The following is an 18,316-nucleotide window of genomic DNA, read 5'->3' on the forward strand; positions in this document are numbered from 1 at the left end:
TGCATGAAGACAAAACGATGGGTCACTTGCTGGATGCTCTCGTTCGTGCTGGCGCTGGCGGCCTGCGCCGCCCCGCCGCCTGAAACCAACCTGGCCAACCCGGCCTCGGTCTATTGCCGGGAACAGGGCAACACCCTGGAGATAGGCACGGCCGAAGACGGCAGCCAGAGTGGGGTGTGCATCTTCCCCGACGGCAGCCGCTGTGATGAGTGGGCCTATTTCCGCGGGGAGTGCGGGCCGGGCGCCGCAACGCCCACCGCGTCCCCTGAACCGAATGACGCGCCGACCGCTGCCCCCAGTGACGGCGCGGGCGGGGCCATCCCGCCGGGCACCTCTGAAGCGGTCAGCGACTGGTGGGGAACCATCACCGCCAACCCGCCCGGCGCGCAGTTTGACGATGTCTTTGAGCGCCAGGACCTCGGCCAGGTGATCCTGTACGGTATTGACGCCAGCGACCCGGCGATCAAGACGCAGATCGAGGAGCTGCGCGGCAGCGGCAAGATCGTTCACCTGTACGGCTGGCTGTTCAGCAACGTGCCCGACACCAACGGCTCGCAGATCCAGGTAGAGCGCATTGAAGTTGAAGAATAACTCCTCACTTTTGGGAGGTAAAACGATGGAAGCGATATTGCACGCTTACTGCGGGCTGTACTGTGGGGCCTGCCCAGTTTTGCAGCAAACCCTGGCGGGGGAGGGGGAACAGCGCTGCCTGGGCTGCAAGAGCGAGCTGAACGCCGGGTACTGCGCCGACTGTGCGCTGAAGGCCTGCGCCGTGGAAAAGGGGATCGCTTTTTGCGGCGAATGCGGCGAGCTGCGCGGCTGCGCGTTGATGGCGAAGTTCGCCGCGGATACCACCTGGCTCAACCAGCGCGGGGTGCTGCTGAACCTGGAAACGATTCAGCGCGGCGGCCTGACGCGCTGGCTGGAGGAGCAGGCTGGGTGTTGGCGCTGCCCTGGCTGCGGGCGGCCGCACACCTGGTGGGATGAAACCTGCCCGCACTGCGGGCAGGCGGTGATGAGCTGCCGGGCAGAGATGCAAGCCAACGAGGGTGAATGAACGCAGTTAAAGTTTTGGTCACCTTCGGCAGCAGCGCCTCGATTGCTTTTGGCATCTGGCACTTCTTCGTGCCGAGAGCGTGGAAGTGGTACAGCTATATCCACCCCAGCGCGGCGGAGCTGGTCACCGCGGTGCGGGCGGTCAATGTGTTCTTCTCGCTCTCGCTGGTGCTCTTTGGGGTGATGAACCTGCTGTTTATCTTCGGCGGGCGCGCCAACCGCTACGCGGTGGTGGTGCTGCTGGCGGCCACCTGCATTTTGTGGCTGACGCGGGTGGTTATGCAGGCGGTCTACCCGCAGGGCAGCCTGTACCCCGGCCTGCAGTACGGCATGCTGGCAGCCTTCCTGCTGGTTTGGCTGGCCTACACCGCCGCCCTGGTGCTGGAAGTGCTGCGGGTGCCGGCTGCGGGTTAGCCCGCGCGTGTCTTAGAAGAGGGGGCTGCTGAAAATATAAGGGTGCGTTCAGGTTCAACGAACGCACGCCCCTACCTGGTGTCCTTGGCGTCTTCGCGGTTCAAACACAATGTGGGAATGAGCACATGGGGCACGGGCCTAAAACCGCCCGTGCCCTCGTACTTCGAGGGCGTGCCCCCACATTGCGCCCTTCGCGCCTTGGCGTCTTGGTGGTTCATACCCCACAGCGCAATTTGGGTACGCCTCTGTACTGGATGAAACGGGGCATCAAACCCAGGGGTAAAAGCGGCGGTGCTGCCCGTGATTTTGACCTATACTTAACCCATCCACCTGCGTGTGGGGGAGCAGGAATCACGGCCAACGAGGTGCGCGGATGCGTGTGGGATTGGTGATCTACGGTAGCCTGAACACCCTCTCCGGCGGATATCTGTACGACCGGATGCTGGTGGAGAATCTGGCCCGCGCCGGGCACAGTGTGGAGATCGTCTCTCTGCCCTGGCGCGGCTACGCGGCCCATCTGACCGACAATTTTTCCAGCGAGGTGCGCCGCCTGCTCATGCGCAAACGCGTGGACGTCTGGCTGCAGGACGAGATGAACCACCCCTCCCTGTTCCGGCTGAACCGCGACCTTAGGCGCTTGGGCGGGCCGCCGCTGCTGTCCATCGTGCACCACCTGCGCAGCAGTGAAAATCACCCCGCGGTATGGATGCCCCTCTACCGCGCCGTGGAGCGCGCTTACCTGCGCTCGGTGGACGGCTGGCTGTTTAACAGCCGCACCACGCGCCAGACGGTGGAAGCCCTCACCGGTCAGCGCCGCCCGGCGGCGGTGGCCACCCCCGGCGGCGACCGCCTGATGGGGGCCGTGCCTTTGGGGGAATCCGAAATTTCTTCGCGCTGTTATCAGGATGGGCCGCTGCGCGTGCTCTTTGTGGGCAATTTGACCCCGCGCAAGGGTCTGCATTTCCTGCTGGACGCCCTGGGGCGCATCCCCAGCGCCAACTGGCAGCTGGATGTGGTGGGGCGTATGAACATGAAGCCCGCCTACACGCGCAGCCTGATGAAAACCCTGCAAGCCAGCCCGTGGAAAGAGCAGGTGCGTTTTCACGGGGCGCTGGATCAGGATGAGCTGAAGGCCGTGTACCGCAGCAGTCAGGTGCTGGCGGTGCCCTCTTCGTACGAGGGTTTTGGGATTGTGTATCTGGAGGGCTTTTCCTTCGGCCTGCCCGCGGTGGGCACCACCTACGGCGCGGCGGGCGAGGTGATCGGCAGCGGCGACAGCGGCCTGCTGATCCCCCCGGGGGACGCACCGGGGCTGGCGGCGGGGTTGGCGCGTTTGGCTAACGATCGCGGACATCTCTTGACCCTCAGCCTGGGGGCGCGCCGCCGTTACCTGACCTTTCCGGGCTGGGAAGCCAGCATGAACGGCGCCCGCCTGTGGATCGAGAGCATGGCGGCAGGCGGGGGAGCCTAGGCCGGGTGGAAGGCGACCTTTTTCCGGCCTGTGCCGGCAGCTACGCGCTGTGGTTCACCCTGGCGCAGCCCGCGGAGGGGCAGGTGGGGCGGCTGGGCTGGTGCGCCTTTCCGGCGGGCGATTATGTGTATCTGGGCAGCGCCCTGGGGCCAGGGGGCCTGCGCGGGCGCCTGGGGCGGCACCTGCGCCCGGTGCTGCGCCCGCACTGGCACATTGACGTGTTCCGCGCCTGGGCCGCGCTGAGCGGGGTGTCGTACCGCTGCGCCCCGCAGCGCCTGGAATGTGCGTGGGTGGGGCAGATGCTGGCCCTGGGGGCCGAGGCGGCGGTGCGCGGCTTTGGCGCCAGCGACTGCACGGCGGGCTGCCCGGCGCATTTGCTGCGGCTGCCGGAGGGGATGAGGCCGGAGGAGGGCGCGCACGCCCTGGGAGCGGCGTGGGTGGGGTGCTGAAGGATTTGCAACGGGGGACTATTGACAATTCCCCGCCGCGCTCTTATACTGGCATTAACAACTGAACACGGGGAGCCTGGTAGCCCAGGCTGAGAGGAAGGCGCCAGCCTTCGACCCAATGTACCTGATCCGGGTAATGCCGGCGGAGGGAAAGGATCCTGTCAACTTGTGCAACCACCTTCGCCAGCGGAGGTGGTTTTTATGTGTGCTCAACCCAAACGCGCGCTGATTTTTGTCAACGGCAGCCTGCCAGACCCAGAAAAAGTGCGCTTTTTGCTGGAGCCAGACGACTGGCTGGTGGCTGTGGACGGGGGCTGGTATTACCTGAAGGCCCTGGGGCTGCGGCCGAATCTGCTCATCGGCGATCTGGATTCGGTGGCGGCCGAGGATGTGGCCGCGCTGGAGGCTCAGGGGGTCGAAATTCGCCGTTTTCCGGTGCATAAAGACGAAACCGATCTGGAGCTGGCCCTCCTGGCTGTACGCGCCGCGGGCGTGACCACCCTACGGGTGACGGCGGCCCTGGGCGGGCGGCTGGATCAGACCCTGGCCAACCTGTTCCTGCTGCTGCTGCCGGAGCTGGAAGACTGCGATGTGCGCCTGGACGACGGCCAGGAAGAGGTCTTCCTCATCCGCGAGCGGGCCGAAATTCACGGCCAGGCGGGGGATGGCGTCTCCCTGCTGCCCATTTTGGGCCCGGCGCGCGGCGTGACCACCGCCCAGCTGGTTTATCCGCTGCGGGGTGAGACGCTGTTTCCACAGCGCACCCGCGGCATCAGCAACGTGATGGAGAGCACCAGCGCCGCGGTCAGCGTGCAGCACGGTGTGCTGCTGTGCATCCACACGCGCAAATCTCAATCCGATTCATCTCAGGAGTAGGCATGAAACGCTTTGTATGGATGTTGGTTTTGATGAGCTTCGTTTTCGCGGGCTGCACCCCGGCGGCTGCACCCGCGCCCGCTGCCCCTCAGCCCGCGGAACCGGCGGTGCTGACGGTGATGACCCACGATTCGTTTGCCGTCAGCGAAGAGGTGGTGGCGGCCTTTGAAGAGGCCAACCAGGTGAAGGTGATCTTTTTGAAGAGCGGCGATTCCGGCTCGGCCCTCAACCGCGCCATCCTGACCAAGGGCAACCCCCAGGCGGATGTGTTTTATGGGGTGGACAACACCTTCCTCTCGCGCGCGCTGAAAGAGGATATCTTTGAGCCGTACGACTCGCCCCTGCTGGAAAAAATTCCCGCCGAGTTCCGCGCGGACGCACAAAACCGCGCCCTGCCGGTGGATTTTGGGGATGTGTGCCTGAATTACGACATCGCCGCCCTGGAGGCCAAGGGGCTGGCTGTGCCGCAGAGTTTGGACGACCTGATTCGGCCCGAATACCGCGGCCTGCTGGTGGTGGAAAATCCGGCGGTGTCTTCGCCGGGGCTGGCTTTCCTGCTGGCCACCGTGGCGCAGTACGGCGAGGAGGGTTATCTGGAGTACTGGAAGAAGCTGCGCGCCAACGAGACGGCGGTGGTATCGGATTGGACCACGGCCTATTACACCAATTTCAGCGGCTCCTCCGGCAAAGGCCCCCAGCCGCTGGTGGTTTCGTATGCCAGCAGCCCGGCGGCCGAGGTGGTGTTTGCCGACCCGCCCGTGGATGAGGCCATCACCGGTTCGGTGACGGCCCCCGGCACCTGCTTCCGGCAGATTGAGTTCGTGGGCATCCTCAAGGGCACCTCCAACCGCGCCCTGGCTGAAAAATTTGTGGATTATATGCTCAGCGCGCCCTTCCAGGAAGACATGCCCCTGCAAATGTTCGTCTATCCGGTGAACAGCGAGGCCAAACTGCCCGAAGTGTATGAAAAATACGCCCAGCAGGCCCAGCAGCCGGCCCAATTGGACCCGGAGCGCATCGCTGCCCACCGCGACGCCTGGATTCAGGCCTGGGACGAGGCGGTTCTGCGTTGAGTGCTGCCCAGCTCACGGCAGCTAGGGCGGCCCGCTGGCGCAGGGGGGCGCTGTGGGCCGTTCCGTTTGCCTTTCTGGCTCTGTTTTTCTTTTACCCGCTGCTGACCATTTTCGGCACCGCCGGAGAATCCCTGCTGCAAAACGGCGTGGGGGCGGCGGGCTGGGCGCGCCTGACCCGCGCGCTGGGCTTCACCTTTTGGCAGGCGGGGCTTTCCACCCTGCTGACTCTGGCGGTGGGGCTGCCCGCGGCGGCCGTGTTTGGGCGCTACACCTTCCCCGGCAAACGCCTGGTGGGCATTTTGAGCACCCTGCCTTTCATTTTGCCCACGGTGGTGGTGGCGGCGGCCTTCAACGCCCTGGTGGGGCCGCGCGGCTGGCTGAACGTGGGCTTGATGGACCTGATGGGCTTGAAAGAGCCGCCCATCCAACTGCTCAACAGTTTGGCGGCCATCGTGCTGGTGCACGTGTTTTACAACGCCACCATCGTCATCCGCGTGGTGGGCAGCGCCTGGGCGCAGCTGGATCCGCGCCTGGAGCAGGCCGCGCGCGTGTTGGGGGCTTCGCCGCTGCGCGCCTGGCGTGAGGTGACCTTTCCGCTGCTGCGCCCGGCCCTGTGGGCAGCGGTGGTGCTGGTGTTCCTGTTTGATTTCACCAGCTTTGGCGTGGTGCTGCTCCTGGGCGGGCCGCGCTACGCCACCCTGGAGGTGGAAATTTACATCCAGGCCATGCAGATGCTGAACATCCCGCTGGCGGGGCTGCTTTCGCTGATTCAGATGGGCTGCACGCTGGCCATCACCGCGCTGTACACGCGCCTGAGCCGCCAGCAAGGGGACATTCCCCTGACCCCGCGCGTGCACGGCGAGGGTCTGCGCCCGCCCCGCAGCCGCGCGGCGCGCTGGTTTGTGTTTGGGGTGGCGGCGGCCCTGCTGCTGCTCCTGGCGGCGCCTTTGGGCGCCCTGGGGGCGCGTTCGGTCACGCGCCTGGCGGGGGACCGCGAGGGGCGCACCAGCCTGGAGAGCGGCCTGACCCTGGATTATTACCGCGAGCTGTTTGTCAACCGGCGCGAGGTGTATTTTTACGTGCCTCCGGCGGCGGCGCTGCGCAATTCGTTGGTGTACGCCGCCGAGACGGTGGCCATTTCGCTCACCCTGGGGTTTTTGGCGGCTTACGCCGTCAACCGCAAGGGGGGCTGGGGGCGGGTGCTGAACCTGGCGCTGATGCTGCCGCTGGGCACCTCGGCGGTGACGCTGGGGCTGGGCTATCTGGTGGCCTTTAACCGCCCGCCGCTGGAGATTGCCCGCCTGCCGTTTTTGATCCCCGCCGCCCACAGCCTGGTGGCGCTGCCTTTTGTGGTGCGCACCCTGCAGCCCGCCCTGGCTTCCATCCCGGTACGGCTGCGGCAGGCGGCGGCCACCCTGGGCGCATCACCGTGGCAGGTGTGGAAATGGGTGGATCTGCCCATCGTGGGGCGGGCGGCCCTGGTGGGAGCCATTTTCTCTTTCACTATCTCGCTGGGGGAGTTCGGCGCCACCTCTTTTCTGGCGCGGCCTGAATATCCCACCCTGCCGGTGGCGATTTACCGCTTCTTGAGCCAGCCGGGGGCCTATAATTACGGGCAGGCCATGGCCATGTCCACCATTTTGATGCTGGTGTGCGCGCTGAGCATCTTTTTGATGGAAAAGCTGGAGGCGTAGACGCGGCCTGGGGCTGCGGCAGCCTGGAAACGCATTGGAAGGACGGAGCGAAGGCTTATGCTGGAAGTGCAAGCGATCACCAAAACCTATGAGGGCAAGCCGCTGCTGCGCGGGATCTCACTGACCGTGGAGGCGGGTGAGACCATCTGCCTGCTGGGCGCCTCCGGCAGCGGCAAGAGTACGCTGCTGCGCATCATCGCCGGGTTGGAAGAGGCCGAAGGCGGCCAGATTCTGTGGGACGGCGTGGATCAGGCCCCCATCCCTGTGCACCAGCGCGGCTTTGGCCTGATGTTTCAGGATTACGCCCTGTTTCCACACCGCACGGTGGCAGAGAACGTGGCTTTTGGGCTGAAAATGCAGGGGGTCAGCGGCCCCCCGGCCGAGCGCCGCGTGGACGAGGCTTTGGAAAAGGTGCACATGAGCGGGTTTGCCCGGCGGCGGGTGACAGACCTTTCCGGCGGGGAACAGCAGCGCGTGGCCCTGGCGCGGGCTTTGGTGCCGCAGCCGCGCCTGCTGATGCTGGACGAGCCGCTGGGGGCGTTGGACCGCGGTCTGCGCGAACAGCTTTTGGAAGAACTGCGCCGCGTACTGGCCGAAACGGCCATCCCCGCCATTTATGTGACCCACGATCAGGAGGAGGGCTTTGCCATCGCCGACCGGCTGGTACTGCTGCGCGAAGGGCGCGTAGTGCAGACCGGCGCCCCGCCGGAGGTGTACCGCTACCCGGCGGACGCGGAGGCGGCGCGCTTTTTGGGGCTGACCAACCTGCTGGCGGGGGAGGTGGCGGCTTTGCAGCCCCTCACGGTGCGCACCTCATTGGGGATTTTTCAGGCTGAGGCCGACCCGCGGCGCGCCTTTGCCCTGGGGCAGCGCGTGCAGGTGCTGCTGCGGCCTTTGCACGCCCAACTTTCGCCCGGCGCAGACGCGGCGGGTGCGGGGCAGTTGGATGGGCGCGTGGTGGATGTGCTTTTCCGCCCGGAGGGCTTCCGCGTGACGCTGGACTGCGCGGGCCAACGCCTGCAGTTCCTGTTAACCCAGCCGGTGAAGGCGGGTGAGGCGGTATCTTTATCTTTGCCGTTGGGAGGTGTTTTGTGTCTATAACAGCTGCATCCCATGCGGATGTGATCAAACTGAACCCGCGGGGCGAAGAGACCTGGCGCTACCCAGGGAAGATTCTGGTGCGGGGTGAGAAGGCCGTGCTGCTGGAGGCTTTTTTCAACCGTAAAGACCGCATGTTCCACGGAATTTTTCTGCGCGTGGGCGACCGTTTTGTGGAGGCTTATTTCAGCCAGCGCGGCTATAACATCTTCGCCATGTACGACGTGGACGACGGGCATCTCAAGGGCTGGTACTGCAACGTGACCCGCCCGGCGCTGTTCCAGGACGGCCAGATTTCCTATGTGGATCTGGCCCTGGATTTGCTGGTGTACCCCGACGGGAGCAGCCTGGTGCTGGATGAGGATGAATTCGCGGAGCTGAACCTTTCGCCGGAGGAAGCCCAGTTCGCCTGGGACAGCCTGGCGGAGCTGAAGGCCCTGTTTGCCAGCGGCGCGGCGCAGGATTTGGAACGGCTGGTGCGGGAGGGATAGTACCCCAAAGGGGGAAAGACGCGCCAGTCGCGGGTACAAAACGCGCCGGAGAACTGTATAATGAAATTGGAGGGACAAGACCCCCCGCCGAAAGGAGGCTGAAATGTATGTGTCCATTTTGAGCGGGCAGGTGGTGAAAGACAATTGGGTGCGGTTGGAAGAGGCCTACGCCAAAGCCATCCGTCACCCCCCCGAAGGCCTGTTGGAATCCTTCCTGATTCAAGACAGCGAAAGCCGCACGCTGTGGCAGATCGTTTCCGTCTGGCGCAGCCAGGAAGCCTATGAGTTGGGCCACGAGATGAAGGTGACGGATACCTGCACGCAGTTGTTCTGCGACGCGGGCAGCACCCCCGTGCGCACCGCGCACCGCGTCAGTCGGCATTACTCGCGCGTCTAAGGGGCGGGTGAGGTTGGCCCCTTGAGCCACATGGGCAGACCAGCCACCAAAAAAGCCACCTGGTCGGCGGCTTGTGCCAGGCGTTGGTTGGCGCGGCCGAGCACATCGCGGTACATGCGCCCCAGGGGATAGGGCGGAACCAACCCCAGGCCGACCTCATTGGAGACCACAATCCATTGCGCAGAAAGCTGCGCATAGGCGTTCAAGAGACCCTGGACTTCATCGTCCAGGGTTTGCTGCACCTGGGCTTCGTCGGTCCCTTCGGGCAAATCCATGAGGACATTGTTAGCCAGCAGGGTCAGGCAGTCCACCAGGATGACCTCAGCGGGGTAGGGGCAGGTTAGCACGGCGCTGCCCACGTGACGGCGGGCTTCCAAAGTGCCCCATTGGGGCGGGCGTTCGGCGCGGTGGGCGGCGATGCGGCGGCGCATTTCGTCATCCCCGGCGGTGGCGGTGGCCACATAGAGCACGTGCGGGCTGCGTTGGGCGGCCAGGGTTTGCGCCAGGGTGCTTTTGCCGCTGCGCGCCCCGCCCAGGATGAGGGTCAGGCTTTTGCCCATAAGTCTCCTCCGGCGGCCAACCGTTGGCGGCTGGCATTCAGAGCTTGCAGGGAGGTGTGGAAGTCCTCCTCGCCAAAAATTTCCAGGGTCAGCACCCCGCGGTAATCGGCGCGCAGCAGGGCCGCCAGGACGGCGTCCAGGGCGGCGGGGTCGGCGTGGCGCAGGGATTGGTGATCGCGCGTGCCGATGCCGTGCAGGTGGATGACGCGCGTGGTCGGCAGGGCGCGCTGAAGATAGGTGAGCGGGTCGCGGCCGTCGAGCCACAGGTGGCCGATATCCACGCAGCGGCTGACGGGGATCTGATCGAAGATCGGCTCCCAGAAGTCCAGGGGGTAACCTTCCAGGTTTTCCACTGCCAGGAGGGCGGGGTCACCGGCCCAGGCGGCGGCCTGCCGCAGGGCGCGGATGGAATTCTGCTGCCAGCGGGCCAGCACCTGCGGGTCGGTTTGGCTGCGTTCCTCGCGGCCGTCCAGATGCAGCACGTAGGCGAAGGGGGCCAGGGCGCGGGTGCGTTCGATGACGCGCTCGGCCTTGACCAGCGAGGGGTGGCGCAGGTCTTCCTCTGCGCCCAGGCGCAGATCCAAGGGCAGATGCACGGTGTAGCTCAGGTTGTGGGCGGCGGCCAAAGCCTGCATTTCCGCCACGGTTTCGGCACTGGGCAGGTTATTGGTTCCGTCGTCCACCTCAAACAGCACCAGTTCAATATCCTGCGCCTGGTCCGCCAGAAAGCGCACATTGGGCAGGATGTCATCCGGGACGATATAGGAAGTCGTGCCGAGGCGAAACGGAAAAGGGGGAAGGGTCATGGGGGAGATGCCTACAAAATGGGGATGCGGGCCGCGAAGGTCAGCAGCGTGACCAGTTCGACCATCTCGATACACAGGCCCATCACGTCGCCGGTGACACCGCCCAGGCGGGCTTTGGCTGCACGCAGGATGAGCCAGGCGGCGGCTGCGCCCAGCAGCAGGGCCGCGGCCCCGCGCCAACCGCCCAGCGCCGCGGCCAGCCCCACGGGGAGAAAGGCCGCCAGCAGGGCCGGTTTTTGCAGGCCTTCGGCCAGGGCAGCCCCCAAACCCGCGGGGCGCGCCTGGGGCTGTAAGGCCAGCCAGAGCACCAGCCAGCGCGCCAGGGTCGGGGCCAGCAGCATGGCCGCCCAGCCGCCCGCGCCAGGGGGCAGAGACAGCAGCGCAAAGACCTTCAGCATCAGAAACAAGACCAGGCCCACGCCCGCAAAGCTGCCCATGCGCGGGTCTTTCATGATCTCCAGCCGCCGCTGTGCGGAGACCGGGGCCAGCAGACCGTCGCAGCAGTCGGCCAGCCCGTCCAGGTGCAGTCCGCCGGTGAGGGCCGCCCACACGGCGGTGAGCAGCACGGCAGCCAGGAGCGGGGGGAAGAGCGCGCCCAGGGCAGCGCTCGCGCCCATTAACAATCCACCCAGGAGCAAGCCCACCAGCGGAAACCAGGGGGCAGCGCGGCTGAGGGGAGCCGGTTGGAGGGGGGTGCGGGAGCGCACCGGCAGGGTGGTGAGGAACATGAGGGCGGTCAGAAAGGGGTGCATACGTTCTCTGTGGCTCCGGGGTTCTATTGTAACGCAGGACGGGCCGTGAGGGGTAAACCGGGCGAAAGGCTTGCCGGATTGGCGGGTTTGGATTATGTTAAGCCTATGCAGCCAGACCTGACCCCACCCGCACGCGCGTTGTTCATCCTCAATCCCGTTTCGGGTGTCACCTCCGCCGAGGCGGTGCTGGCCCTGGTGCAGCAGCGCTTCAGCGCGGCGGGTTGGGAGCTGCGCACCTACACCACCCAGGGAAATGAATCGCTGAAGCCGGTGGTGGCCGAAGCGCTGGACTGGGGGGCGCAGTTGGTGGTGGTTTCGGGCGGGGACGGCACGGTTTCGGGTGCGGCGGACGGGCTGGTGGGCACTTCGGTGCCGTTGGGGGTGCTGCCCGCGGGAACCTGGAACGCGCTTTCGCGCAATTTGGGCATCCCTTTGCAGCTCGAAACGGCTCTGGAACTGATTTTGGGGGAACACAGCCTGCGCCGCCTGGACGGGCTGAGCATCGCTGGCCGCCTGTATTTGCTTAACGCCGGTGCGGGGATCAGCTCCACGCTGATTCAAACCACCGACCGCCAGCAGAAGCGCCGTTTTGGCTTTTTGGCTTATTTGCTGAATTTCTTCCGCTCGCTGATCGGCTTGCAGCCGCACGCCTTCACCCTGCAAATTGATGATTTGCCTGTGCGCACACGTGCCTCGGAAATAATGATTGTGAACAGCAGCGTGATTGGCCTGGGGGAACTGCCCACGCCGCTGAATATCTATCCCGATGACGGACTGATGGAAGTGTGTGTGCTGCGCTCGCGCACGCTGGTGGACCTGCTGCGGGTGGCCTGGGACGTGGTGATCTCGCGGCGCGACCGTTCGCCGCGGCTGCGCACCTATCGGGCGGCGCGCCGCATTTGGGTCAGCGCCAGCAAGCCGCTGGTGGCCCAGGCGGATGGGGAAATTATCGGGCAGACGCCTTTTGAGGCCTTTGTGGTTCCGGGGGCGGTGTGTTTAATTGTGCCCAGCGCGGCCTCCCGTCAGGGAATTGAGCTGTTCCGCGAGCAAATCCGCGCCCTGGCGGAGCGCACCTTTACCGTACGATCCATTCGGTCTGCGGTCGGCTCAGGAAACGCGCGCCCTGAGGCGTGACGATCACATCTTCTTCCAGCCCCACATACCCGTGTTCGGGGAGCATCAGTCCCGGCTCAATGGTGAACACCTGCCCGGCTTCCAGCGTGCCCAGGGGGCGGCGGCCGTAGCGTTCCCACAGGGGGCCCATGAGCGCACCGCCGTCGTGCACGCGGCGTCCCACCTGGTGACCCAGGCCGTAGGGGAATTCGGGGTAGCCCGCCGCCGTCAGGCGTTGGCGCGCCAACTGATCCAATTCGTGGCCGGGGGTGCCGGGGAGCATGGCCTGGGCCACCGCCTGGATGGTATCGGCCACGGTGCGAAAACCGTGCTGCACGGCTTCGGGCGGCTGGGTTTCGCCGGGGCGCAGCATATACACCACGCGCTGTAAGTCAGAGCAATAGCCCTGATAGCGCACGCCGAAATCCAGGTGCAAAATGTGCCCGCGTTCCAGGGGGATATCACCGGGCAGGCCGTGGCCCACCGCTGAAAGCGGCCCGTGGTTCACCGCCGGGCAGCCCGCCCGCGCCCAGGCGGTTTCCAGGCCGCGCCGGTCCACCTCGGCGTGCATGCGCGCAGCCACCTCGCGCTCGGTGAGGCCGGGGCGCAGCTCGGCGAACAGGCTGGCGAAAATTTCTTCGGCGATATCCACCGCGGTCTGGATCCGCTGCACTTCCTGGGCGGTTTTGCGCCCGTTGAGGGCGGCGATCACCTCGGCCGAGGAGATGAGGCGGTCGTGATAGGGCGTGTTGGCCAGCATGTGGGTGAGCAGCGAGTACATGCCGTGGGTCAGGCCGTCGGCCAGTTCGTCATCGGGGCAGGTGTTGATGGCGATTTGCTGGGGGTTAAGGTGTTCCAGAGTGTCCAGCAGCACCGGCTGAATGGATTGGTCGTAGGTCAGCACCTGGGTGTAGGCGCCGGTGGCCTGGGCGGCTTCGCGCTCCAGGCGGCCGACGATGGCCACGCGCTGCCCCTGGCGGGTGAGGATCAGCGCGCTGTGCCAGGTGAGGCCGGTTTCGCCGTAGATGAGCGCCAGCATGGGGTCGGCCAGCACAGAGGTCTCGCGCACGAAAGTCAGCCAAAGGTCAATCTTTTTTTCCTGCAAAATGGCGACAGCCTGGTCCACTTTTTCGAGCACGATGGGGTTCATGCGGCCTCCGGAGGGGTTAATCTTTGGATGAAGGGGCTTTGACCAGCTGGACGGATTTGGGCTTGGGCTGCGGGAAAAACAGGCGGGCAGCCCACGGGCCCAGGCTGCAGGCCGCCAATCCCACCAACAGCCCCGCGGCCAGGTCTAAGAGATAATGCTGATGGGTGAAGAGGGTGGACAGCAGGATGACCACCACCACCGCCGGGAACAGGCCGCGCACTTTGGGGAACCAGCGCCGCCCGTAGTAGGCCAATACGGTGGTCATGTACACATGGCCGGAGGGCAGGGCGTTGTAGGCCCCGTCGTTGGCGTAAATCCAGCGCAGCAGATCGGCGGCCCAGCCCTGGGCGGTGACTTCGGGGCGGATGACGTAGGTGGGAAAGAGGGTGAAGGTCACAATGCCAGCCAGGGAGGCGATGAGGATGGAGGCCACCAGGGCCGCCAGCTCTTCATCTTTGGCGAAGAACACCGCCCAGGCGATGGCCAATGGCCAGCAGGCCACAATCAGCAGGTAGGGCACAGCCCACACCGGCCAGAGGGGGATGTAAGCATCCAGGGGGACAAAGGGGGCAATGCCGCCGGTGGACAGGCGGTTCAGAGGGACGTAGAGCAGCTGGATGCAGGTCAGGCATCCCAAGAGAATGCGGGTAGATGTTTTCATATATGCTCCTATGCAGCCATAACGATATACGTCCAAAGGGGCGCACAGGTTGCAAAATTATACCCGGCTTTGCGGCGGCGCGCGCGGGCGGCCCAAAGACTGGTCAACTGTCCAGGCGGCCGCGGCCCGCGGCGGGTTGACCTGGGTGCTATAATGGGAGTAGACGCGCTCCTGTGAGTGAAAGAGAATTCTTATGTCTGCGCAAAATAAGATGTTAACGCGTTTGTACTGGATCTTGTTGGCCACCGTTCGCCCCGACCGGACCAACCGGCGTTTTGGTGCACACCGCTTTACCTGACGGCTCTCATCCGATTGACCCACAATTGAGTGAAAACGAACAGCCTCTGACCCCCAGCGGGCTGGTTTGGTTTTCTGCGATGAATCGGAATTCTACGTGGATGAGAAACGTGAGGAATCTCATGGGTACCAGCTGGTTAGTTTTGTTTGTGGGGATCGTCTTTGAAGTGGGCGCCTCCATTTGCTTGAAATTATCACAGGGCTTCACCCGGCCGCTGCCTTCGGTGCTGATCTTCGTGCTGATGGGCCTGAGCCTGGCCTGCGACGCCGTGGCGGTGAAAAAACTGGATGTGAGCGTGGCCTATGCGGTTTGGGCCTCGGTGGGTACGGCGATGGTCACCTTGATCGGCATTTTCCTGTTCAAGGAACCGGCGCATTGGCTGAAATTCGCCTCGCTGGCGTTAATTGTGTTGGGCGTGGTGGGGCTGGCCTTTTCCAGCGGGCAGCATTAAACCGCGCTCCCGCCCTCTGCGCTTGCCCCTCCCCTGGGAATGGGGGAGGGGCGAGCCGGGCTGTGCGTTTGAAAGGGGCTTGACGACCTTTTTATAATTAAGGTGAAGGCGCACGCACAGCCAGGAGGCGGCGAAATGGAAGATAAGATTGTCACGCTGCACCCCCAGGGTTTGAAGGGTGTCCACATCAGCCGGGCCAAATATGAACAGATGCGCGCGGTCATCCTGCAATCCCTGGCGGATCTGGGCCCGCAAACCTACCGCCAGCTGGCCATTGTGGTGGAGCAGAAGCTGCGCGGACGCTTTGGGGGTTCCATCCCCTGGTATTACACCGCCGTCAAGCTGGATCTGGAAACCCGCGGCGAAATCCTGTGCACGCGCAAGGGGGGCAGCGAACAGCTGCTGCGATTGGGCGCGCGCCATGCTGCGGTGCAGTAATAAAAAAAGCGCCGCGGTCCGCGGCGCTCGGTTTGCACACAGAGGGGAATATCAGGGAACCGACAGCAGGGCCTGGTTGATGGTGGACAGCAGCTGATCTTTGTAGACCACTTTGCCGCCGATGATGAAGGCAGGCGTGCCCTCGACCCCACCCGACCGCGCCTCGGCGAAGTTCTGGGTGGCCTTTTTATCGTAGGTGCGGTTCTTCAGGCAGCTTTCAAAGCTTTTACGCTCCAGCCCCAGAGCCTCGGCGTAATCGGCCAATCGGGCGGCGGAATAGGTTTCGCTGCGGTTGCCGTCCAGGTTGAGGAAGATCACATCACGGTATTCAAAGAATTTGCCCTGATCCGCGGCGCAGTAGGCGGCCTCGGAGACGGTTTCCGAAATGGGCCCAAACATATCCACCGGCATGTAGGTGAAATACACCTTGCCTTCTTCCACATACTGCAGCAGGGCGGATTCTTCTTCCAGGGCGAAAGTCTTGCAGTGAATACATTGGAAGTCGGAATATTCCACCACTTTAACAGGCGCGTTGGGGTCGCCCAGGGAGTTTTGGTTTGAGGCGGTATAGGCGATGCCGTGGGTGGTGATCTGCGCGCGGGCGCTGTTTTGACGCTGGATCTGGGGGATGATCAGCGCAGCGGCCACAATCACCACCAGGAAGGTGATGATGGCGATCAGGGTGAGCGTCTCACGCGTTTGCTGGCGGCGGCGGTCGATTTGGGTTTGCTGGCGTTTATCTTTGGTGCGGCTCATCGGTCAGTTCCTCCTTGTCGAACAGTGACGATGCCCCGAATTGTGCCATAGTGGAGGGGTTTTGTAAAGAAAGTGTTTTTTAACCTTCGGATGGAGGTTCGGTGTAGACGAAAACAGGGAAGCGGTCGCCGGTTTCGCGGAAGCCCGCGCGGTGGTAGAGGGACAGGGAGGCGTGGTTGTCGGACTGGGTGTTCACCGTCAGCCGCCAGACGCCGCGGTTTTGATAGTGGGTTTGCAGCTCGCCCAGCAGGGTCGCGCCGATGCCGCGCCGTTGAAGGTCTGGGCGCACAGCCAGACGGGCCAGGTGGGCGGCATAGGAGGTGTGCGTGCTGATCTGGTAGCCCACGGGCTGCCCGTCCAACCAGGCCAGGGTGGCGTACCCGGCCTGGCGAAAGCAGCGTTCCAGCGAATCGGCTGAAAGCTGCCACAGGCTGCCAAAAGCCTGCTGATCCAGTTCCAGCACGGCAGGCAGATCCGTTAGACGTATGAGCTCCACGTGCACCTCTCCCTGCGCGGCGGCGATGGGGGGCACGCGCTGATTCCATTCCAACACGACGATGTCCTGGGTTTTGTGCAGACCCACCCCAGGGGCCAGGTCGGCCATCCATTCATACAGAGCCAGCAACGCCAGGGTGGGGCGCGGTTCGGGCAGGGCCTGCCGGGCGGCTGTGAACAGCTGCTCCCAGGCTGGACGCAGATGGCTTTCTTCCGCGCAGGCGAAGACCCGTACCCAGGCAACGCCAGGAGGGTCCTGGGGGCAGCCCAGAACAGCCCGGATGCCGGCGGAGTCTTCCAACAAGTAAAAAGGCTGGAAGCCCAGCCAATCCAGGGTGGGGCGCCAATCCAGGTGGCGGTGGACATAGGCCTGCACCTGAAGAAAGCGCGCCAGAGCGGGGTAATCGGCGAGGGTGGCTTGCCGCAGGCTCCAGGAGTCCATCAAGGCCTTTTTAAGATTTGAGCATTCGGAAGGGGACCTTCAGCAGCGACTTGAGCAGACGTTCGCGCAGGCTGAGGTGTTTTTGGTTTTCCAGGGCAATTTGCATGGACGCCATGGCTTCCATGCGTTTACCGGTGCGCATTTGCAGAGCAGAGAGGCTTTTTAGCACTACGGCGCGCAGCTCCGGCTGCCCGGCTTGCTTGAGTGCGTCGCTGGAACGCTGGTAGCGGGACAGGGCTTCATCCGTCTGCCCCAGGGCTTCTAAGGCGGCGGCCTGGTTGCCCAGGGCCAGCCCCTGGCGGCGGAAGTCCTGTTGGGCGGCGAAAACGGCGTCGCTGCCTTCGGCGCTGCGCAGGGCGCGGGCGGCATCCCCGGCCTGCAGGCTGGCCACGCTGACATTGTTCCACATCTCTGCCGCGTCCAGCGCCTGACCTTGCGCATCCAGGGCGCGGGCGGCCTGTTCAAACAAATCGGCGGCCAGAGAAAACTGGCCTTCGCGGTAGGCGTTTTGGGCCTGGTCGTTCAACACGGCGGGAGGGAGAACTTCGCTCATGGGTTAGTAGGTGATTTCCAAGAGGCTTTCGGCCACGGTGCGCAGTTTTTCTACCGAAAGTTCGCTCAGGCGCATGGCCAGCTCCAGATAGGGCCGGTTGACGGGTTTGCTGACAAAATCTTTCATCTTTGCGGGCAGCTGGGCGAACTTTTCGTTCAGCTCGCGCTCGGTGCGCCATTCCCCAATGGGGCCGTGCTGATCAAACAGTTCTTGAATGGGCAGACCCAGGGCTTCGGCGATCAGCTCCAATTGAGGCAGGGGGATGGAATTCTGACCGGATTCAAAGGTATCCACATTTTCAATGGGCATGGACAGCTTTTCGGCCAGGGCTTCGGTGCCCATTTCCAACTGGGTGCGGCGTTGGCGCAGGCGCGCGCCGATGGCACGGTTGCGCAGACCGCGCAGTTTGCGCACCTGATCGGAAGGGGCCGCGGCCTGGGCGCTGAGGGTGGTTTGGCTCCAAAAATGTTCCAGCGGCAGGTTCAGGTAAAAGGCCAGGGCTTCCAGCGCGGGCAGCGAAGGGGCGGCCTGGGCAGCTTCGTAGGATTGATACTCCTCCACGCTAACGCCCATCGCCTGGGCACATTCTTCGAAGGTGCGGCGGTTGGCCTGGCGGGCGTCAATGAGCAGGACGGCCAGCCGGTGTGTGCGGAGCTTGAGGATGGTTTGTTGTCGGTTCATGCTTTGCCCTTTCCCCTGGTTGGAGTCCGGTCGGTTCCGGTGCGGCAAATCAGGCGGCGCATTGGCCGGCTGTGGGTCTGGTTGATGTCCTGATTATAGCACCCACAGGCCGCGCAAGGCGGATTTGGACGCAGTTGCTTG

At 64.3% G+C, this 18,316-nt stretch carries 23 protein-coding genes and 1 riboswitch; of the genes, 14 read left to right on the top strand and 9 right to left on the bottom strand.

The window, feature by feature from the left end:
- Nucleotides 1–3 precede the first annotated feature (3 nt).
- The 11 genes from ADN01_RS17390 to ADN01_RS17440 all read left to right on the top strand — a co-directional run bounded on the left by ADN01_RS17390 (nucleotide 4) and on the right by ADN01_RS17440 (nucleotide 9,019).
- Nucleotides 4–591, top strand: a complete 588-nt coding sequence (locus ADN01_RS17390; protein WP_082142670.1) for a putative hemolysin — start codon at nucleotides 4–6, stop codon at nucleotides 589–591.
- Nucleotides 592–616: 25 nt separating this feature from the next.
- A complete protein-coding gene (locus ADN01_RS17395; protein WP_062417511.1) occupies nucleotides 617–1,057 on the top strand; it encodes a DUF3795 domain-containing protein in 441 nt (146 codons plus the stop codon).
- Nucleotides 1,054–1,470 carry a hypothetical protein gene (locus tag ADN01_RS17400; RefSeq protein ID WP_062417512.1) on the top strand — a complete coding sequence of 139 codons (417 nt, stop codon included), beginning with the start codon at nucleotides 1,054–1,056 and terminating at the stop codon, nucleotides 1,468–1,470. Before ADN01_RS17395 ends, ADN01_RS17400 begins: the two co-directional genes overlap by 4 nt.
- Before the next feature lie 373 nt (nucleotides 1,471–1,843).
- Nucleotides 1,844–2,941: a glycosyltransferase family 4 protein gene (locus ADN01_RS17405; RefSeq protein WP_062417513.1), complete on the top strand. Its 1,098-nt coding sequence runs from the start codon at nucleotides 1,844–1,846 to the stop codon at nucleotides 2,939–2,941.
- A 5-nt stretch (nucleotides 2,942–2,946) separates the two neighbouring features.
- Nucleotides 2,947–3,390 carry a DUF123 domain-containing protein gene (locus tag ADN01_RS17410; RefSeq protein WP_062417514.1) on the top strand — a complete coding sequence of 148 codons (444 nt, stop codon included), beginning with the start codon at nucleotides 2,947–2,949 and terminating at the stop codon, nucleotides 3,388–3,390.
- Nucleotides 3,391–3,448: 58 nt separating this feature from the next.
- A riboswitch (TPP riboswitch) is annotated at nucleotides 3,449–3,559 on the top strand.
- 32 nt (nucleotides 3,560–3,591) lie between these two features.
- On the top strand, nucleotides 3,592–4,266 hold the full coding sequence (locus ADN01_RS17415) for a thiamine diphosphokinase (RefSeq protein ID WP_082142672.1): 675 nt from the start codon (nucleotides 3,592–3,594) through the stop codon (nucleotides 4,264–4,266).
- 2 nt (nucleotides 4,267–4,268) lie between these two features.
- Entirely contained in the window at nucleotides 4,269–5,339 is a 1,071-nt protein-coding gene (locus ADN01_RS17420) for a thiamine ABC transporter substrate-binding protein (protein WP_082142673.1), read from the top strand.
- On the top strand, nucleotides 5,336–7,033 hold the full coding sequence (locus tag ADN01_RS17425) for an ABC transporter permease (protein WP_075071323.1): 1,698 nt from the start codon (nucleotides 5,336–5,338) through the stop codon (nucleotides 7,031–7,033). Before ADN01_RS17420 ends, ADN01_RS17425 begins: the two co-directional genes overlap by 4 nt.
- A 57-nt stretch (nucleotides 7,034–7,090) precedes the next feature.
- On the top strand, nucleotides 7,091–8,134 hold the full coding sequence (locus tag ADN01_RS17430; protein WP_062417515.1) for an ABC transporter ATP-binding protein: 1,044 nt from the start codon (nucleotides 7,091–7,093) through the stop codon (nucleotides 8,132–8,134).
- Nucleotides 8,125–8,622: a DUF402 domain-containing protein gene (locus tag ADN01_RS17435; RefSeq protein WP_201778703.1), complete on the top strand. Its 498-nt coding sequence runs from the start codon at nucleotides 8,125–8,127 to the stop codon at nucleotides 8,620–8,622. The genes ADN01_RS17430 and ADN01_RS17435 overlap by 10 nt, the downstream gene beginning before the upstream one ends.
- 103 nt (nucleotides 8,623–8,725) lie before the next feature.
- Nucleotides 8,726–9,019, top strand: a complete 294-nt coding sequence (locus tag ADN01_RS17440; RefSeq protein WP_062417517.1) for a hypothetical protein — start codon at nucleotides 8,726–8,728, stop codon at nucleotides 9,017–9,019.
- On the opposite strand, the gene cobU is transcribed toward ADN01_RS17440, so the two are convergent.
- Genes cobU through cobS form a run of 3 tightly spaced genes read right to left on the bottom strand, consistent with a single transcriptional unit; the run spans nucleotide 9,016 to nucleotide 11,137 of the window.
- Nucleotides 9,016–9,579 carry a bifunctional adenosylcobinamide kinase/adenosylcobinamide-phosphate guanylyltransferase gene (gene cobU, locus ADN01_RS17445; RefSeq protein WP_062417518.1) on the bottom strand — a complete coding sequence of 188 codons (564 nt, stop codon included), beginning with the start codon at nucleotides 9,577–9,579 and terminating at the stop codon, nucleotides 9,016–9,018. The genes ADN01_RS17440 and cobU overlap by 4 nt on opposite strands.
- Complete coding sequence (gene cbiR / locus ADN01_RS17450; protein WP_062417519.1) at nucleotides 9,564–10,385, bottom strand: cobamide remodeling phosphodiesterase CbiR; 822 nt, start codon at nucleotides 10,383–10,385, stop codon at nucleotides 9,564–9,566. The genes cobU and cbiR overlap by 16 nt, the downstream gene beginning before the upstream one ends.
- An 11-nt stretch (nucleotides 10,386–10,396) precedes the next feature.
- Nucleotides 10,397–11,137: an adenosylcobinamide-GDP ribazoletransferase gene (cobS, locus tag ADN01_RS17455; protein ID WP_062417520.1), complete on the bottom strand. Its 741-nt coding sequence runs from the start codon at nucleotides 11,135–11,137 to the stop codon at nucleotides 10,397–10,399.
- Between the two features lie 105 nt (nucleotides 11,138–11,242).
- On the opposite strand from cobS, the gene ADN01_RS17460 reads away from it, so the two are divergent.
- Nucleotides 11,243–12,271, top strand: a complete 1,029-nt coding sequence (locus ADN01_RS17460) for a diacylglycerol/lipid kinase family protein (protein WP_062417521.1) — start codon at nucleotides 11,243–11,245, stop codon at nucleotides 12,269–12,271.
- Here ADN01_RS17460 and ADN01_RS17465 read toward each other — a convergent pair.
- Both ADN01_RS17465 and ADN01_RS17470 read right to left on the bottom strand, forming a co-directional pair.
- Nucleotides 12,213–13,400 (bottom strand): M24 family metallopeptidase, encoded by a 1,188-nt coding sequence (locus tag ADN01_RS17465; RefSeq protein WP_062417522.1) that lies wholly within the window; start codon nucleotides 13,398–13,400, stop codon nucleotides 12,213–12,215. The genes ADN01_RS17460 and ADN01_RS17465 overlap by 59 nt on opposite strands.
- Before the next feature lie 16 nt (nucleotides 13,401–13,416).
- A complete protein-coding gene (locus ADN01_RS17470; protein ID WP_062417523.1) occupies nucleotides 13,417–14,061 on the bottom strand; it encodes a phosphatase PAP2 family protein in 645 nt (214 codons plus the stop codon).
- 419 nt (nucleotides 14,062–14,480) lie between these two features.
- Between ADN01_RS17470 and ADN01_RS17475 the strand changes: the two genes are divergently transcribed.
- Together ADN01_RS17475 and ADN01_RS17480 are read left to right on the top strand one after the other, a co-directional pair.
- Nucleotides 14,481–14,810 (top strand): DMT family transporter, encoded by a 330-nt coding sequence (locus tag ADN01_RS17475; RefSeq protein WP_062417524.1) that lies wholly within the window; start codon nucleotides 14,481–14,483, stop codon nucleotides 14,808–14,810.
- A 135-nt stretch (nucleotides 14,811–14,945) separates the two neighbouring features.
- Nucleotides 14,946–15,248, top strand: a complete 303-nt coding sequence (locus tag ADN01_RS17480) for a DUF6958 family protein (protein ID WP_062417525.1) — start codon at nucleotides 14,946–14,948, stop codon at nucleotides 15,246–15,248.
- Nucleotides 15,249–15,299: 51 nt separating this feature from the next.
- Here ADN01_RS17480 and ADN01_RS17485 read toward each other — a convergent pair whose 3' ends face one another.
- From ADN01_RS17485 to ADN01_RS17500, 4 genes are all read right to left on the bottom strand, one after another.
- On the bottom strand, nucleotides 15,300–16,004 hold the full coding sequence (locus ADN01_RS17485; protein WP_062417526.1) for a DsbA family protein: 705 nt from the start codon (nucleotides 16,002–16,004) through the stop codon (nucleotides 15,300–15,302).
- Nucleotides 16,005–16,083: 79 nt separating this feature from the next.
- Entirely contained in the window at nucleotides 16,084–16,941 is an 858-nt protein-coding gene (locus tag ADN01_RS17490) for a GNAT family N-acetyltransferase (protein ID WP_062417527.1), read from the bottom strand.
- A gap of 10 nt (nucleotides 16,942–16,951) precedes the next feature.
- Complete coding sequence (locus ADN01_RS17495) at nucleotides 16,952–17,494, bottom strand: hypothetical protein (protein WP_062417528.1); 543 nt, start codon at nucleotides 17,492–17,494, stop codon at nucleotides 16,952–16,954.
- Between the two features lie 3 nt (nucleotides 17,495–17,497).
- Nucleotides 17,498–18,175 (bottom strand): helix-turn-helix domain-containing protein, encoded by a 678-nt coding sequence (locus ADN01_RS17500; protein ID WP_062417529.1) that lies wholly within the window; start codon nucleotides 18,173–18,175, stop codon nucleotides 17,498–17,500.
- Nucleotides 18,176–18,316: the final 141 nt, after the last annotated feature.

Origin of the sequence: Levilinea saccharolytica (genome assembly GCF_001306035.1) — a bacterium.
GTDB lineage: Bacteria > Chloroflexota > Anaerolineae > Anaerolineales > Anaerolineaceae > Levilinea > Levilinea saccharolytica.

What these genes read in the sequence shown, in the direction of transcription:
- ADN01_RS17390 (WP_082142670.1), top strand. Translation starts at nt 4, where the DNA reads ATGAAGACAAAACGATGGGTCACTTGCTGGATGCTCTCGTTCGTGCTG.
- ADN01_RS17395 (WP_062417511.1), top strand. Translation starts at nt 617, where the DNA reads ATGGAAGCGATATTGCACGCTTACTGCGGGCTGTACTGTGGGGCCTGC.
- ADN01_RS17400 (WP_062417512.1), top strand. Translation starts at nt 1,054, where the DNA reads ATGAACGCAGTTAAAGTTTTGGTCACCTTCGGCAGCAGCGCCTCGATT.
- ADN01_RS17405 (WP_062417513.1), top strand. Translation starts at nt 1,844, where the DNA reads ATGCGTGTGGGATTGGTGATCTACGGTAGCCTGAACACCCTCTCCGGC.
- ADN01_RS17415 (WP_082142672.1), top strand. Translation starts at nt 3,592, where the DNA reads ATGTGTGCTCAACCCAAACGCGCGCTGATTTTTGTCAACGGCAGCCTG.
- ADN01_RS17420 (WP_082142673.1), top strand. Translation starts at nt 4,269, where the DNA reads ATGAAACGCTTTGTATGGATGTTGGTTTTGATGAGCTTCGTTTTCGCG.
- ADN01_RS17430 (WP_062417515.1), top strand. Translation starts at nt 7,091, where the DNA reads ATGCTGGAAGTGCAAGCGATCACCAAAACCTATGAGGGCAAGCCGCTG.
- ADN01_RS17440 (WP_062417517.1), top strand. Translation starts at nt 8,726, where the DNA reads ATGTATGTGTCCATTTTGAGCGGGCAGGTGGTGAAAGACAATTGGGTG.
- cobU (WP_062417518.1), bottom strand. Translation starts at nt 9,579, where the DNA reads ATGGGCAAAAGCCTGACCCTCATCCTGGGCGGGGCGCGCAGCGGCAAA.
- cbiR (WP_062417519.1), bottom strand. Translation starts at nt 10,385, where the DNA reads ATGACCCTTCCCCCTTTTCCGTTTCGCCTCGGCACGACTTCCTATATC.
- cobS (WP_062417520.1), bottom strand. Translation starts at nt 11,137, where the DNA reads ATGCACCCCTTTCTGACCGCCCTCATGTTCCTCACCACCCTGCCGGTG.
- ADN01_RS17460 (WP_062417521.1), top strand. Translation starts at nt 11,243, where the DNA reads ATGCAGCCAGACCTGACCCCACCCGCACGCGCGTTGTTCATCCTCAAT.
- ADN01_RS17465 (WP_062417522.1), bottom strand. Translation starts at nt 13,400, where the DNA reads ATGAACCCCATCGTGCTCGAAAAAGTGGACCAGGCTGTCGCCATTTTG.
- ADN01_RS17470 (WP_062417523.1), bottom strand. Translation starts at nt 14,061, where the DNA reads ATGAAAACATCTACCCGCATTCTCTTGGGATGCCTGACCTGCATCCAG.
- ADN01_RS17475 (WP_062417524.1), top strand. Translation starts at nt 14,481, where the DNA reads ATGGGTACCAGCTGGTTAGTTTTGTTTGTGGGGATCGTCTTTGAAGTG.
- ADN01_RS17480 (WP_062417525.1), top strand. Translation starts at nt 14,946, where the DNA reads ATGGAAGATAAGATTGTCACGCTGCACCCCCAGGGTTTGAAGGGTGTC.
- ADN01_RS17485 (WP_062417526.1), bottom strand. Translation starts at nt 16,004, where the DNA reads ATGAGCCGCACCAAAGATAAACGCCAGCAAACCCAAATCGACCGCCGC.
- ADN01_RS17490 (WP_062417527.1), bottom strand. Translation starts at nt 16,941, where the DNA reads ATGGACTCCTGGAGCCTGCGGCAAGCCACCCTCGCCGATTACCCCGCT.
- ADN01_RS17495 (WP_062417528.1), bottom strand. Translation starts at nt 17,494, where the DNA reads ATGAGCGAAGTTCTCCCTCCCGCCGTGTTGAACGACCAGGCCCAAAAC.
- ADN01_RS17500 (WP_062417529.1), bottom strand. Translation starts at nt 18,175, where the DNA reads ATGAACCGACAACAAACCATCCTCAAGCTCCGCACACACCGGCTGGCC.